Origin of the sequence: Pseudomonas sp. WS 5051, from assembly GCF_012985715.1 — a bacterium.
Lineage (GTDB): Bacteria > Pseudomonadota > Gammaproteobacteria > Pseudomonadales > Pseudomonadaceae > Aquipseudomonas > Aquipseudomonas bubulae.
The window spans coordinates 56,789-71,805 of the sequence record NZ_JAAQWV010000017.1; the positions used below are offsets into that span (position 1 = coordinate 56,789).

The 15,017-nt window shown below is 60.1% G+C and carries 14 protein-coding genes and 3 tRNA genes; 10 read left to right on the forward strand and 7 right to left on the reverse strand.

Translation table 11 applies throughout. From position 1 onward, the window contains the following. Nucleotides 1-69 precede the first annotated feature (69 nt). The 9 genes from HBN79_RS20560 (at nt 70) to HBN79_RS20600 (ending at nt 6,079) form a co-directional block, all read left to right on the forward strand. A complete protein-coding gene (locus HBN79_RS20560) occupies nt 70-627 on the forward strand; it encodes a CvpA family protein (RefSeq protein ID WP_095002443.1) in 558 nt (185 codons plus the stop codon). 41 nt (nt 628-668) lie between these two features. Beyond that, on the forward strand, nt 669-2,174 hold the full coding sequence (purF, locus tag HBN79_RS20565) for an amidophosphoribosyltransferase (protein ID WP_095028331.1): 1,506 nt from the start codon (nt 669-671) through the stop codon (nt 2,172-2,174). A gap of 72 nt (nt 2,175-2,246) precedes the next feature. Continuing rightward, the gene (locus HBN79_RS20570) at nt 2,247-3,458 is read left to right on the forward strand and encodes an O-succinylhomoserine sulfhydrylase (protein ID WP_153381299.1); all 1,212 of its coding nucleotides are present in this window, start codon (nt 2,247-2,249) and stop codon (nt 3,456-3,458) included. Next, nucleotides 3,455-4,234 carry an SDR family oxidoreductase gene (locus HBN79_RS20575; RefSeq protein WP_095021364.1) on the forward strand — a complete coding sequence of 260 codons (780 nt, stop codon included), beginning with the start codon at nt 3,455-3,457 and terminating at the stop codon, nt 4,232-4,234. The genes HBN79_RS20570 and HBN79_RS20575 overlap by 4 nt, the downstream gene beginning before the upstream one ends. A 97-nt stretch (nt 4,235-4,331) precedes the next feature. Further along, nucleotides 4,332-4,407, forward strand: a tRNA-Val gene (locus HBN79_RS20580). A 55-nt stretch (nt 4,408-4,462) separates the two neighbouring features. Next, nucleotides 4,463-4,539 (forward strand) — tRNA-Asp (locus tag HBN79_RS20585). 102 nt (nt 4,540-4,641) lie between these two features. Beyond that, a tRNA-Asp gene (locus HBN79_RS20590) sits at nt 4,642-4,718 on the forward strand. 297 nt (nt 4,719-5,015) lie between these two features. Further along, nucleotides 5,016-5,855 carry a DUF2242 domain-containing protein gene (locus HBN79_RS20595; RefSeq protein ID WP_153381136.1) on the forward strand — a complete coding sequence of 280 codons (840 nt, stop codon included), beginning with the start codon at nt 5,016-5,018 and terminating at the stop codon, nt 5,853-5,855. A gap of 38 nt (nt 5,856-5,893) precedes the next feature. Continuing rightward, nucleotides 5,894-6,079, forward strand: a complete 186-nt coding sequence (locus HBN79_RS20600) for a hypothetical protein (RefSeq protein ID WP_130871641.1) — start codon at nt 5,894-5,896, stop codon at nt 6,077-6,079. 13 nt (nt 6,080-6,092) lie between these two features. On the opposite strand, the gene HBN79_RS20605 is transcribed toward HBN79_RS20600, so the two are convergent. Continuing rightward, on the reverse strand, nt 6,093-7,133 hold the full coding sequence (locus HBN79_RS20605) for an AraC family transcriptional regulator (RefSeq protein WP_095019774.1): 1,041 nt from the start codon (nt 7,131-7,133) through the stop codon (nt 6,093-6,095). 4 nt (nt 7,134-7,137) lie between these two features. Then, nucleotides 7,138-8,268: a carbon-nitrogen hydrolase family protein gene (locus tag HBN79_RS20610; RefSeq protein ID WP_095000607.1), complete on the reverse strand. Its 1,131-nt coding sequence runs from the start codon at nt 8,266-8,268 to the stop codon at nt 7,138-7,140. Between the two features lie 210 nt (nt 8,269-8,478). Here HBN79_RS20610 and HBN79_RS20615 point away from each other — a divergent pair, with 210 nt between their 5' ends. Continuing rightward, nucleotides 8,479-10,515, forward strand: coding sequence for an NADPH-dependent 2,4-dienoyl-CoA reductase (locus HBN79_RS20615; RefSeq protein WP_095032468.1), 2,037 nt, complete (start codon nt 8,479-8,481; stop codon nt 10,513-10,515). Between the two features lie 122 nt (nt 10,516-10,637). Here HBN79_RS20615 and HBN79_RS20620 read toward each other — a convergent pair whose 3' ends face one another. The 5 genes from HBN79_RS20620 to HBN79_RS20640 form a co-directional block, all read right to left on the reverse strand. Beyond that, on the reverse strand, nt 10,638-11,423 hold the full coding sequence (locus HBN79_RS20620) for an amino acid ABC transporter ATP-binding protein (protein ID WP_095032467.1): 786 nt from the start codon (nt 11,421-11,423) through the stop codon (nt 10,638-10,640). Nucleotides 11,424-11,439: 16 nt separating this feature from the next. Then, entirely contained in the window at nt 11,440-12,681 is a 1,242-nt protein-coding gene (locus HBN79_RS20625; RefSeq protein WP_153381138.1) for an FAD-dependent oxidoreductase, read from the reverse strand. A gap of 49 nt (nt 12,682-12,730) precedes the next feature. Next, nucleotides 12,731-13,441: an ABC transporter permease subunit gene (locus tag HBN79_RS20630; RefSeq protein ID WP_095000603.1), complete on the reverse strand. Its 711-nt coding sequence runs from the start codon at nt 13,439-13,441 to the stop codon at nt 12,731-12,733. Further along, entirely contained in the window at nt 13,438-14,157 is a 720-nt protein-coding gene (locus tag HBN79_RS20635; protein ID WP_095019762.1) for an ABC transporter permease subunit, read from the reverse strand. Before HBN79_RS20635 ends, HBN79_RS20630 begins: the two co-directional genes overlap by 4 nt. Nucleotides 14,158-14,261: 104 nt before the next feature. Beyond that, a complete protein-coding gene (locus HBN79_RS20640) occupies nt 14,262-15,017 on the reverse strand; it encodes a transporter substrate-binding domain-containing protein (protein WP_095000601.1) in 756 nt (251 codons plus the stop codon).

A 15,017-nucleotide genomic window follows, 5' to 3' on the forward strand; every position in this document is an offset into this window, starting at 1 on the left:
ATAAATCGCCTTACCTGAGCGGCGGCGCTCTGCTAAAATGCGCCGCCTCTTCTATCCGTAGGCTGAACTGTGCCATTTACCTGGGTTGACTGGGCGATCGTTGCAATCATCGCCATCTCCGCTTTGATCAGCTTGAAGCGCGGCTTCGTAAAAGAAGCATTGTCGCTGTGCACCTGGATCATTGCCGGGGTCGTTGCCTGGATGTTCGGCGGTTCGTTGTCGCAATACCTCTCCGGATACATCGAAACACCTTCCGCCCGCGTTATCGCAGGGTGCACCATCATGTTTGTGGCCACCTTGCTGGTAGGCGCAATGATCAATTTTCTTATCGGCGAACTGATTCGCGTCACCGGCCTGTCCGGGACCGATCGTTTTCTCGGCATGGCTTTCGGCGCTGCGCGTGGCGCATTGCTGGTGGTCACTGCGGTCGGGCTGTTGAGCCTGGGGCCGGTACAGCAGGACTCATGGTGGCAGGAGTCACGGCTCGTGCCACAATTTCTATTGGTTGCCGACTGGTCCAAAAACCTCATTCTGGGGTGGAGCAGTCAGTGGCTGGCCAGCGGAATCAGCGTACCCGCTGACATTCCGTTCAAGGAGCATCTCTTGCCGGCTACCCAGCCCAAGTGAGTGGTGTTCAGTTCAGATCCATTAAGTAGGGGTTGCGTCGCATGTGTGGCATCGTCGGTATCGTCGGTAAGTCGAACGTCAATCAGGCGCTGTATGACGCGCTAACCGTCCTCCAGCACCGCGGCCAGGATGCTGCCGGTATTGTGACCAGCCATAATGGCCGGTTATTTCTGCGCAAGGACAACGGGCTGGTTCGTGACGTCTTTCATCAGCGTCATATGCAGCGCCTGGTCGGCAACGTGGGCATTGGTCACGTGCGCTACCCAACCGCGGGCAGCTCGACTTCAGCTGAAGCTCAGCCGTTTTATGTCAACTCGCCGTATGGCATCACCCTGGCGCATAACGGCAACCTGACCAACGTTGAACAGCTGGCCAAGGAGATTTACGAATCTGATTTGCGTCACGTCAACACCAACTCCGATTCGGAAGTGTTGCTTAACGTTTTCGCTCACGAACTGGCGCAGCGCGGCAAATTACAGCCGACTGAAGAAGACGTGTTTGCTGCCGTGACTGACGTGCACAACCGTTGCCGTGGCGGTTACGCCGTGGTTGCGATGATCACCGGTTATGGCATCGTCGGTTTCCGCGACCCGAACGGCATTCGTCCGATTGTCTTCGGTCAGCGTCATACCGACGAAGGCGTCGAGTACATGATCGCCTCCGAGAGCGTTTCCCTGGATGTACTGGGCTTTACCCTGATCCGCGATCTGGCGCCGGGTGAAGCGGTTTACATCACTGAAGACGGCAAGCTGCACACCCGTCAGTGCGCGGTAAACCCGAAACTGACCCCGTGCATCTTCGAACACGTGTATCTGGCGCGCCCGGACTCGATCATCGACGGCGTGTCGGTGTACAAGGCCCGTCTGCGCATGGGCGAGAAACTCGCCGAGAAGATCCTGCGTGAGCGTCCTGAGCACGATATCGACGTGGTGATCCCGATTCCGGACACCAGCCGCTGCGCTGCACTGGAACTGGCCAACCATCTGGGCGTCAAGTTCCGCGAAGGCTTCGTGAAAAACCGTTACATCGGTCGTACCTTCATCATGCCGGGCCAGGCTGCACGTAAAAAATCCGTGCGCCAGAAGCTCAACGCCATCGAACTCGAGTTCCGCGGCAAGAACGTGATGCTGGTGGATGACTCGATCGTGCGCGGTACCACCTGCAAGCAGATCATTCAGATGGCCCGCGAAGCCGGCGCCAAGAACGTTTACTTCTGCTCGGCGGCCCCGGCGGTTCGTTACCCGAACGTGTATGGCATCGACATGCCAAGCGCTCACGAACTGATCGCCCACAACCGCAGCACTCAGGAAGTGGCTGAGCTGATCGGCGCTGACTGGTTGATCTATCAGGATCTGCCTGATCTGATCGAAGCGGTCGGTGGCGGCAAGATCAAGATCGATGCGTTCGACTGTGCAGTGTTTGACGGCAAGTACGTCACCGGCGATATTGACGACAACTACCTGGAACGTATCGAGCGTGCGCGCAACGATGCTTCCAAGGTGATTGCCCAGGGCGTCGGTGCGACGATAGGCTTGTACAACAACTAAGTGTTCACCAAACCGGCCCTGATGGGCCGGTTTGCGTTTATCCAATACAAAGTAGAGCAAGGAGTGGGCAGCATGAGTCAGGATTGGGATGCGGGTCGGCTGGACAGCGACCTTGAGGGCGTAGCGTTCGACACCCTGGCGGTGCGTGCTGGCCAGCACCGTACGCCGGAAGGTGAGCACGGTGATGCAATGTTCCTGACCTCCAGCTATGTGTTCCGCACGGCGGCAGACGCGGCAGCGCGGTTCTCGGGCGAGGTGGCAGGCAATGTTTATTCGCGTTACACCAACCCCACCGTTCGTGCTTTCGAAGAGCGCATCGCCGCCCTTGAAGGTGCCGAGCAGGCTGTAGCCACGGCGACGGGCATGGCAGCCATTCTGTCGGTGGTGATGAGCCTGTGCAGCGCCGGCGACCATATCCTGGTCTCGCGCAGTGTGTTCGGTTCGACCATCAGCCTGTTTGAGAAGTACTTCAAGCGCTTTGGCGTGCAGGTCGATTACGTACCGTTGGCCGAACTGGCTGGTTGGGACGCGGCGATCAAGCCCAACACCAAACTGCTGTTTGTCGAGTCGCCGTCCAACCCGCTGGCCGAGCTGGTCGATATTGCCGCGCTGGCTGAAGTCGCCCATGCCAAGGGTGCCTTGCTGGTAGTCGACAACTGTTTCTGCACGCCCGCCCTGCAGCAGCCGCTGAAGCTGGGCGCAGACATCGTGGTGCATTCGGCAACCAAGTTTATCGATGGTCAGGGCCGTTGCATGGGCGGCGTGGTTGCCGGTCGTGGCGAGCTGATGAAAGAAATCGTCGGTTTCCTGCGTACCGCCGGGCCGACTCTGAGCCCGTTCAACGCGTGGATCTTCCTCAAGGGTCTGGAGACCCTCAACCTGCGCATGCGCGCTCACTGCGCCAGTGCCCAGGCCCTGGCCGAGTGGCTGGAGCAGCAGGATGGCGTAGAGAAGGTTCACTACGCCGGTCTCAAGAGCCATCCACAGTACGAATTGGCCCAGCGCCAGCAGCGCGGCTTTGGTGCCGTGGTCAGTTTTGAGGTCAAGGGCGGCAAAGAAGGCGCGTGGCGCTTTATCGACGCGACACGTCTGATCTCGATCACTGCCAACCTGGGTGACAGCAAAACCACGATTACTCATCCGGCGACCACTTCCCATGGTCGCCTGGCACCGCAAGAGCGTGAAGCGGCCGGTATTCGTGACAGCCTGATCCGCATCGCCGTAGGCCTGGAAGATGTCAGTGACCTGCAAGCCGACCTCGCACGAGGCCTGGCCGCGCTGTGACCGACTGGATGCTCGAGGCGCCGGTAAGCGGCAATGGCCGTGTAGCACTGGTCACCGGTGCTGCGCGGGGCATTGGCCTGGGCATTGCAGCCTGGCTGGTCAGTGAAGGCTGGCAAGTGGTGCTCAGCGACATTGACCGCGCCCGGGGCACAAAAGTGGCCAAGGCGCTGGGCGACAGTGCCTGGTTTGTGCGCATGGATGTGTCGGTTGAAGACGATGTCATCCAGTGTGTCGCGCAAGTGCTGGGGCAGTTCGGACGGCTGGACGGGCTGGTGTGCAATGCCGCGATTGCGGACCCGCACAACACGCCCCTGGAAAACCTCGACCTGGAGCACTGGAACCGCGTGCTGGCGGTCAATCTCACCGGGCCGATGTTGCTGGCCAAGCATTGTGCGCCGTATCTGCGTGCCCATTGCGGGGCGATCGTCAACCTGGCTTCCACCCGTGCCCGCCAGTCGGAGCCAGATACCGAGGCTTACGTGGCAAGCAAGGGCGGGTTGCTGGCATTGACCCATGCGCTGGCCATCAGCCTTGGCCCGCAAATCAGGGTCAATGCTGTAAGCCCGGGCTGGATCGACGCCCGTGATCCATCTGTAAGGCGTGCAGCACCGTTGACGGACGCCGATCACGCTCAGCACCCTGCTGGCAGGGCAGGGGTTGTGGAGGATGTTGCCGCGATGGTTGCCTGGTTGTTGTCGCGCAACTCCGGTTTTGTCACGGGTCAGGAGTTTGTGGTGGATGGCGGCATGAGCAAGAAGATGATCTATGGCGATTAAGGCCAGGCCACTATTTTTGCTTGTTTTGAAAAAAACCAATCTTGTCCTTGACTTAGCTTCGATAGGTGCGTAAATTTCGCGGCCTCAACGAAGCAAAGGGTGATTAGCTCAGCTGGGAGAGCATCTGCCTTACAAGCAGAGGGTCGGCGGTTCGATCCCGTCATCACCCACCACTTCTTGAGATTCTCGCAAGAGAAAGGTCGTTCCGAAAGGAGCTGCCACCGACGCGCAGCGGTAGTTCAGTCGGTTAGAATACCGGCCTGTCACGCCGGGGGTCGCGGGTTCGAGTCCCGTCCGCTGCGCCATATTTGTACAAATCAGGTTCGCCTGGTTTGCGATTGAAAAGCACCGAAGCTCTTCAGTCACAGGTTTTAAAAGTTTCAAACGGACGCAAGTCCGAGCGATACGCAGCGGTAGTTCAGTCGGTTAGAATACCGGCCTGTCACGCCGGGGGTCGCGGGTTCGAGTCCCGTCCGCTGCGCCATATTTGCTTCAGGGCCCTTGAACTCCCTGAAGCTACAAAAAAAGCGACCCCAGGGTCGCTTTTTTTGTGCCCGGGATTTTGTACGGACCCAGCCATTGTGGGAGCGAGCCTGCTCGCGAAGATGCCGGACTTGCCGGATAACCGCGAAGCTCTTGGCGCCTTCGCGAGCAGGCTCGCTCCCACAGTGGGGTCGAATGCGGTTTCAGGCCGCGATCCACGATCAGACGCGACAAACTGCCCGCGATTATCACCACTTGATGCACAATACGCCCCGTACCGTTCTCTTCAGGATTTTCAATGCTTATGTCATTCCCCGTGCGTGCCGTGGTAGTCGCTCTCGTGCTGACTGGCCTGGCAGGTTGCTCGTCGAAGAAAACTGCCATCTATGAACATGAAAACTTCGATGACTCCGGTACGTTCTCGCGCAATTACCCGGTGACCGACAAGACAGCCTGCGAATCAGCGCGGCGCGCCTTGCTCAGCCAGGGCTATATCATCACCAGCAATGACCCGAAAATGATCAGCGGCCACAAGAGCTTCCAGCAAACCGGCGAAAGCCATCTGGAGATCAGCTTCAACATTGTGTGTGCCGACGATGGCGGTTCTGAGCATCACGCCACCATGTTTGCCAATGCGCTGCAGGACCGTTACGCCCTGAAGAAAGTCAACAACTCTGCCAGTCTGGGTGTCGGTGTGCTGGGTTCGGTGTCGATGCCGATTGGTTCAACCGATGATTCGATGGTCAAAGTCGCCAGCGAGACGGTGTCTTCGGCGCAGTTCTATGACCGTTTTTTTGGCCTGGTCGAAGTCTTCCTGCCCAAGCCCAAGGAAGTCGTGAAAGCGGTAAAGGCGCCGCAAAAAGCCAAGCCTGATCTGGGCGTGCCAGAGCCTGCGCCAGTGCCGACTGAAGTGATTGTGCCTGCACCCCAGCCGGTTATTGTGCCCGATCCAGTTGTGGCGCCTGCCAGCGAGCCTGTGCTGCTGCCCCCGGCCGCAGCCGAACCTGTTCTACCTGTGCTGGAGGCCCCGGTAACGGTACCTGCAGTGGTGGCGCCAGTCACGCCTGTGGTCGAGCCTGTGACCGAGCCTGCCATCACCCCCCTACCTGCCGCCGTAGAGCCTTCCCCCGTTCAATAACTGTGCAGTAAATCTCAAAAGCTCTGCTACGTTTAACGATGAGTATTGACAGTGCCCGCGAAGGTGTCATTTTTCCTTCATGCGGGCACTTTATGCTCAGGCATGACTTAAACAAACAGACTGAAAAGGGATGCTGTATGGACGACTATCAGGAAGAGCTGCTTGAATACCAGGCTTTTGAACTGGACCCGCTGGAACCTGCCGACGATGCGACCGAGCTTTGAGCCCGGTGCAGCATCAGGCAGTCTGGCGCTGACGCCGTCGGTATTCTCCCGGCGTCTGCGCATTCCAGCGCTTGAAGGCCCGCTGAAACGCCTCGGCTGAGGCAAACCCCAACAAATAAGCGATTTCGCCGAAGGCCAGCTCCGTATCACGGATATAGGTCATGGCGAGGTCGCGGCGTGTGTCGTTGAGAATGGCGCGAAATTGCGTGCCTTCTTCGGCCAGCTTGCGGCGCAAGGTCCAGGTCGGCAGCTTGAGGCGTGCCGCCACTTCCTCCAGGTCGGGTTCGCGACCGCCATTGAGCAAAGGCCCCAGCAGTTGCGTAATGCGCTCGCGCAGGCTGCGGGTGCGGGTCATTTGCTCCAGTTCGCGCTCACACAGTTGCAGCAGGTAGGCCCAGGTGCTGGGGCAGTGCTGCGGGTTGCGCAGGTCGAGGGTGGCGTGATTGAGGCGCAGCTGGTTGGTTTCTGCACGAAACTGCAGGGTCGAGCTGCCCAGCCCGTTGTAGCATTGGGCGTAATCCGGTTCGCTGAATTCGATATCGATCTGCTCGCAGCTCAAGGGCCGGGCTGCAACCGCGGACAGGTGCTGCAACCAGCCGGCAATGATCGAGTCCACCACAAAGCGGTTATAGGCGTTGTACGGGCTGATGGAGTAAAACCGCAGCCAGGCACCCTGGGCGTCTTCGTGCAGGCTTGACTGCCCGCGGTAGTTGGAGCCGTACAAGGGTTCGAAACGTATCAGGGTGCGGGCCGCTTCGCGCACTGTGGGTGCCTGGGCTGCGGTGACGCCGGCCAGGCCCACCTGGCCCAGACGGCTGAGTTGGCCCATACGCAGGCCCAGTGCCGGCTCGCCGGTCAGCATAATTGCGGCGTGGCCCAGGCGCATATAGCGCGGGATCGACAGGCGTGCCAGAGGCTGGGCCAGACGGGCCGGGTCAAGGCCGAACTGGTCGAGCAGGGGGGCCGGGTCGTGGCCGCAACTGCGCACGGCGTCGGCCAGGGACTGAACGAACCCGACCGATAGATCGCCCAGGCGCATCGGCAGCGGTTTCATCATTCTATAACCAGAGGTTCAGCAGTCGTGCACCGCTGCCAGGCTGGTCCGGGCTGGTCTGGCCGTTGCGGCTGATAAAGCCCTGGCCGGTGCTGTGCTTGTCCCAGAACTTGCCGCGCAAGAACACGGTGACGCCAGCGTTGGCGGTGCTGATGGGCAGGCTGCTGGTGAAGGTCAGGCGATGCCAGGCATCGCCCTCAGTGACTTCGCCGGGCTTGAGGCTGATTTCACTGGGCGTCGACACGCTTTTGTAACCGCCCCAGGGCTTGTCCCAAGTGGTTTTACCGACGATAAACGCGGGCACTGCGATCAGTTGCGCGCCTTTTTCGTTCAGCGTGCGGTAGTTCTCGGGGTACCAGCTGTCGCTGCCGATCAGGATGCCCAGGCGCCCGGCCGGGGTGTCGACCACATTCAGCTCATGATCGGGGCTGGGCTGGATATAGCTCTGTTCTTCATAGGTGGGCAGCAATTGGCGCTGCGGAGTGCCGATGGCGGCACCCTCGCGGTCAAACACCACGCTGCTGTTGTACAACGCGCCGGTGCCGACCAGCAGTTTGCCGTGTTCAATGCGCGGGTCGGGCAAGGCGATACTGCCGGCCACCAGGGTTACCCCGAACTCTTTGGCCAGGCCGCCAAACAGGGTCTGGTAATCGTCGGCCATGCTGTTGGCTTTCATGCGCAGATGAGCATCGTTGACCCGGCTTTCGCCGTCAGCGCGCAACCATGCATTGGCAAAGGCCAGCGGGTTGCTGATGGCCAGCCAGTGCATCGCTTGATTGAGGTTGGCGGCTTGATACAGCTGGCTTTTTTCACCGCGAAACATCAACCAGGAACCGATATGTTCCGGCAGTACCACTACGGTTTTGCCGTTGACCAGCCCGGCATCGCGGGCGCTGTTCAAGTAGGCCGCCAGTTTCAGATGGACCAGCGCCAGGCTTTGGTAGTCGCGGGGTGACAGGTCGGGCTCGATGCCCAGCAGGTTGCCGCGATCATTATTCACACCCTCGTTAATCGCGAGCTCGATGCGCAAGTCAGAAAGGTAGTGGCCAACATCCCGTTGCGTGGTCCACCAGGCATAACCGCCTGCAGCAGCGAAGAGGGCAATCAGTAAGGTGCAGCCAATTATTTTGCGCATATAAATAAAACAGACAGCTTTCAGCGGAATTCAATCTACAGGGTAGGCGGCGGTTGTTGGCTTGCCAAGGGGTGCTGCGCATTTGGGTTAATAATTTGTAACTTTGGGTCATTGAGTGGGGTCGGTTGAGTCTTTACTGTGCCTCAGATCAACGACGGGAGCCGCAGAGCATCCCGCGTTCCGTGATTTCGCCCGTTGTGGAGCCTACTGATGACCGCCACTCGCTACCCGCACTTGCTCGCCCCGCTGGACCTGGGTTTTACCACTTTGCGCAACCGCAGCCTGATGGGCTCGATGCACACCGGCCTGGAAGAAAAGCCCGGTGGCTTTGAACGCATGGCCGCCTACTTTGCCGAGCGTGCCCGGGGTGGCGTGGGCCTGATCGTCACGGGCGGCATTGCGCCCAACGACGAGGGTGGGGTGTACAGCGGTGCAGCCAAGCTGAGTACGGTGGAAGAGGCCGAAAAGCATGTGGTTGTGACCCGCGCAGTACACGATGCCGGCGGCAAGATCTGCCTGCAGATCCTCCACGCCGGGCGTTATGCCTACAGCCCGCGCCAGGTCGCGCCGAGTGCGATCCAGGCGCCGATCAACCCGTTCAAACCCAGGGAGCTGGATGAAGAGGGCATCGAAAAGCAGATCAGCGACTTCGTGACCTGCGCCAGGCTGGCCCAGAGTGCCGGCTATGACGGTGTCGAAATCATGGGGTCCGAGGGTTACCTGATTAACCAGTTCCTGGCGGCGCACACCAACCAGCGTACTGACCGTTGGGGTGGCTGCTACGAAAACCGCATGCGCCTGCCCGTGGAAATCGTGCGTCGCGTGCGCGAAGCCGTTGGCCCGAATTTCATCATTATCTATCGTCTGTCGATGCTCGATCTGGTGGCAGGCGGCAGCGTCTGGGAAGAGATCGTGCAACTGGCCAAGGCGGTCGAATCGGCCGGTGCGACCCTGATCAACACCGGTATTGGCTGGCATGAAGCGCGCATCCCGACCATCGCCACCAAAGTGCCCCGTGCCGCGTTCAGCAAAGTCACCGCCAAGCTGCGCGGTTCGGTGAGTGTGCCGCTGATCACCACCAACCGCATCAACACTCCGGAAATCGCCGAGCAGATCCTGGCCGAAGGCGATGCCGATATGGTGTCGATGGCGCGGCCGTTTCTGGCTGATCCGGAGTTCGTCAACAAGGCGGCTGCCGGGCGCAGTGATGAGATCAACACCTGCATCGGCTGCAACCAGGCCTGCCTGGACCACACCTTCGGCGGCAAGCTGACCAGTTGCCTGGTCAATCCCCGAGCCTGCCACGAAACCGAACTCAATTATTTGCCGACCATTGCGGTGAAAAAAATCGCCGTGGTCGGTGCCGGCCCGGCCGGTCTGTCTGCGGCTAGCGTGGCGGCTGAGCGCGGGCATGAAGTGGTGCTGTTTGACGCAGCCAGCGAGATTGGCGGGCAGTTCAATGTGGCCAAGCGCATACCGGGCAAGGAAGAGTTCTTTGAAACCCTGCGTTACTTCAAGCGCAAACTGCAAACCACCGGTGTCGAGGTGTGCCTGAACACCCGGGTGGATGTGCAGCAACTGGTCGAAGGCAAATTTGACGAAATAATCCTGGCCACCGGCATCGCACCGCGCACGCCGGCGATCCCGGGTATCGACCACCCCAAGGTTCTGAGCTATCTGGACGTGATCCTGGAGCGCAAGCCGGTGGGCGGTAAGGTTGCAGTGATTGGCGCGGGCGGGATTGGTTTTGACGTGTCGGAGTTTCTGGTGCACCAGGGGGTGTCTACCAGCCAGGACCGTGAAGCGTTCTGGAAAGAGTGGGGCATCGACACCGAGCTTGAGGCTCGCGGCGGTGTGGCCGGGATCAAGCCTCAGGTGGATGCCCCGGCGCGTCAGGTGTACTTGCTGCAACGCAAGGCGAGCAAGGTGGGTGACGGGCTGGGCAAGACCACTGGCTGGATCCATCGCGCCGGGCTGAAAAACAAGCAGGTGCAGATGCTCAACAGCGTGGAATACCTGAGCATCGACGATGCCGGTTTGCATGTGCGTATTGGCGAGGGCGAGCCGCAGGTATTGCCTGTAGACAATATTGTGATTTGCGCGGGGCAGGATCCGTTGCGTGAGTTGCAGGATGGCCTGGTTGCAGCGGGGCAGAGCGTGCATTTGATCGGCGGTGCCGATGTGGCGGCGGAACTGGATGCCAAGCGTGCGATTGATCAGGGGTCGAGATTGGCGGCGCAGCTGTAAAGCGCCCTCACCCTAACCCTCTCCCGGAGGGAGAGGGGACTGATTTGTGGCGTTGCGATAATCTGCTTTGGCCTTTAGCCCCCTCTCCCTTTGGGAGAGGGTTGGGGTGAGGGGCTTTGCTCTTAATGCACGATCTGGGCTAAAAACGCCTTGGCCCGCGGGCTTTTCGGGGCGTTGAAAAACTCCTCGGGCGGCGAGTCTTCAATCACCATGCCGCCATCCAGGAACAACACCCGCTCCGCCACCTGCCGGGCAAAACCCATTTCATGGGTCACGCACAACATGGTCATGCCACTGCCCGCCAGGTTGACCATCACATCCAGCACTTCGCTGACCATTTCCGGGTCCAGCGCCGAAGTCGGCTCATCGAACAACATGATTTTCGGTTCCATGCACAACGCCCGGGCAATGGCCACACGTTGCTGCTGGCCGCCGGACAACTGGCTCGGGTATTTCTCAGCCTGGCTGGCAATGCCCACCTTGGTCAAAAAATGCTGGGCCAGTTCAATGGCCTTTTTACGCGACAGGCCGCGAACCGACATCGGCGCCAGGATGCAGTTGTCCAGCACGCTCATGTGCGGGAACAGGTTGAAATGCTGGAACACCATACCGATCTCACTGCGCACTTTTGCCGCTTCACGGGTTGGCAGTGCCAGGTCGGTGTCGTTGATCAGGATGCGACCCTGCTCGGCGATTTCCAGGCGGTTGATGCAGCGGATCAGCGTCGACTTGCCAGAGCCGGACGGGCCGCACAGCACAATGCGTTCACCTTCGCGCACCTTCAGGTCGATGCCCTTGAGCACGTGAAAAGCGCTGTAATATTTGTTCAGCCCGGCGATATCCACGACGACCTTGCGGGTGTCAGTGACTGGCGACACAGGATGAACGTAAGCAGGTTGTGCAAGCATGGTGTGTCTCCAGTAATCAGTGAAAACGCTCGGCGCTGTAGGGCGCAGGGTCGGTGAAAGGTTTTTCCCCGGTCATCATTTCGGCCAGCAGACGCCCGCTGACCGGGCCCAGGGTCAGGCCGTGGTGGGCATGGCCAAAGTTGAACCACAGGCCCTTGTGGCGGCTGCCAGGGCCAATCACCGGGCACATGTCCGGCAGGCACGGGCGCCGGCCCAGCCAGGGTTCGGCATCCACACGCTCACCCAGCGGGTACAGGCGTTGGGCGCGCTCCTCGCAGCGGCGCAACTGGATTTCGTTGATCGGGTCATCGCTGTCGGCAAATTCGATCCCGGTGGTCAGGCGAATACCGCCCACCATCGGTGCCAGCACATAACCGCCCACCGAATCCAGAATCGGGTGCTGCATGGTGTGGCCGTCTTTGGCCGCGTAATGCATGTGATAGCCGCGCTTGATTGCCAGGGGAATGCGATAGCCCAGCGGTTCGAAAATCGCCCGTGCTTGCGGGCCGAGGGCAATCACCACTTCGTTGCCGACGATCAGGCCCTTCTGGCTCTCGACCTGCCATTGCCCGGCCGTTGCCCGCAGGCTGGTGGCGTCACCGATGACAAAGGTGCCTCCACGCTTTACAAACAATTCGGCATAACCACGGGTCAGGCCGCCCGGGTCACTGACGGTCTTGGGATCGAGCCAATGAATGCCTCCGATCACATCGTTATGCAGGCCCGGCTCCAGGGCGTGCACCTGCTGTTCGCCCAGTACCCGGTAGTTGAGCCTGTAGTCGCTCAGGGCCGCCGCATCGCGTTGGGCCTTGTCGAAGTCGGCCTGGGTGCGATAGACCTCGATCCAGCCGCTGTCATCGATCAGCGTAGTCACCCCGGCGGGCTCGGCCAGCAAGTCGTGTTCGCTGACGCATTGTTCAATCAGCGGCAGCATGGCCCGGGTGGCCCTGGCCAGCGCCTTGGGAGCGGATTGCTGCCAGTACTTCAACAGCCACGGCCCGGCCTTGGGCAGGTGCTTGAGGCTGTAGCGCACGTCCGATTGCTGGTTGAGGCCGTAGCGCAACAGGCGCGAAAGTTCCCGCGGGAACGAATAGGGGATCACGCTGGCGCGCTCGATCAGCCCGGCATTGCCGTGGCTGGTGCCGCTGCCTGGCTGGGCGCGGTCAAGCAGCACGACGCTGCGCCCACGAGCCTGGAGTTGCAACGCGGTACTGACGCCGACAATGCCGGCGCCCAGAACGATAGTGTCGCAGTGCATAAACAAATCCTTAAAACAGGGGGCCGTGTGCGCAGCCCGGGCAATGGGCTTACTGCAAATGGCGGCCGAGGCGGCCTTCGATCAGTTTCAGGCTGCGCCGCACCACTTCCACGATCAGCAGATACAGCACGGCGGCCCACAGGTAGACCTGAAAGTCGAAACTGCGCGAAAACGCCATCTTGGTCACGCCCATCAGGTCGTAAATGGTTACCAGCGAGGCAATCGCACTGGCCTTGATCATCAGGATCAGTTCATTGCCCAGCGGGCCGATGGCCACCAGCAACGATTGCGGCAGAATGATCTTGCGAAAGGTGGTCCAGCGCGACAGGTTCAGCGCTTTGCAGGCCTCACGCTGGCCCTGGGCCACGGAGAGGATACTGCCGCGCAGGATCTCGGCCTGGTACGCCGCCGTGTTGAGGGTGAAAGCCAGCAGGGTGCAGAACCACGCATCGCGGAAAAACCACCACAGGCCCACGTCCTGCCAGAAACCCTTGAACGAGCCGAGGCCGTAGTACAGCAAAAACAGTTGCGCCAGCAGCGGTGAGCCGCGGAAAAAGTACACGTAGGCACCGGTAAAACTGCGCAAGAAGCGGTTGCTCGACAAACGCCCCAGGGCGATCAGCAAGCCGAGCAAAGCCCCCAGGGTAAAGGAAATCGCTACCAGTTTGCCGGTGACCAGCAGCCCGTCGATAAACCGCGGGCCGTAGCGTTCCAGCAGGTCGGGGTTGAGAAACATGTTTTGCAGATCCGCCAGACTCATGGCTGCGCGCTCCGTTGATGGCGGCTGAAGTAGCGTTCAAGAAAGGCGAACAGACGCCCGGAAATCGCCGAGAAAAACAGATAGCCCAGGCAGGCGACGGTGTAGAACAGCATCGGCTCTTTGGTCACGCTGACCGCCAGGTTGGTCTGGCGCATCAGGTCCACCAGGGAAATGGTCGACACCAGCGAGGTGTCCTTGAGCAGCGACAGCCAGTTGTTCGACAGCCCCGGCAGGGCGATGCGTGCCAGTTGTGGCAGTACCACCTTGCGAAAGGTGGTGAATTTGCTCAGGCCCAGTGCCGAGGCCGCTTCGAACTGGCCCTTGGGAATGGTTTTAAACGCACCCAGCCAGATCTCGCTCGAGAAGGCGGCAAATACCAGGCTGAAAGCCACCATCGCAGCGACGAAGGTATTGATCGTCACCTGCGCGTCGTAGCCCATCATGGCGAGCAGCTTTTGTGCGGCGATCTGGCAGCCGTAATAAATGATCAGCAGGGTCAGCAGTTCCGGCAAACCACGAAATACCGTGGAAAAAGTGGTTGCCCACGCCCGCAGCCAACGGTTTTTCGAGCGTGCCGCCACCGCCACGACCAGGCCCAGGGGCAAGCCGATAGGCAGGCAGCTCAAGGCCAGGGCAATGGTCACCAGCGCGCCGGCGAGCAACGCCGAGCCCCAGCCGCCACTGGCAAAAGAAAGAAGTGAGAGTTGATCGAGCATGCTCGAATCCCCGGGCAAAAGTGGGCCGAAATTCAGCCACTGCGCACGTTACGTGCGCAGGGCAGGGTCATTGGCAGGGAGGCCCTCAAGCGAGGGCAGGCGACTCAGTAAATGTCGAAGTCGAAGTACTTGCTGCTGATCTTTTTATAGGTGCCGTCAGCCACGATTTCGTCCAGCGCCTTGTTGAAGCGCTCACGCAGCACGGTATCGCTCTGGCGTACGGCAATGGCGGCGTCGGCATTGGTGCCGTTAACGTCACCGATGATTTTGCAGCAGTCGTCGCTGGCCTTGTTGATCCATTCCAGCAGCGGGAATTTGTCGGCAATCACCGCATCGACACGACCGTTTTTCAGCTCGGCGTTGGCCTCGTCCAGGGTCGGGTACAGGTTGAGCTTGGCGCCGGCTTTTTCGTAGTGGTCTTCGGCGTAGATGCCCTGGGTTGCAGCGCCCTGGGCACCGATGGTGCGGCCCTTGAAGTCGATCTGCGCATCGGTGATATCAGAGTCTTTAGGCACGGCGATCGACAGCGGGGTGCGGTAGTAGTGATTGGTAAACGCGATCTTCTTTTTGCGTTCATCGGTCACGATCATCGACGCGACGATGGCGTCGTATTTTTTCGCCATCAGCCCCGGGATAATACCGTCCCAGTCCTGGGCAACAATCTTGCATTGAGCATTCATGCGCTCGCACAGGGCATTGGTGATGTCGACGTCAAAGCCGGACACCGTGCCGTCCGAGTTGGTGGTGTTGAAGGGAGGGTAGGCGCCTTCGGTGGCGATAGTCAGCGTGTCGGCCTGAGCGTTGGCTGCAACGGCGGCCACCAGTGCGCATGCACTTGCAAAGCGAATGACGTATTTCAT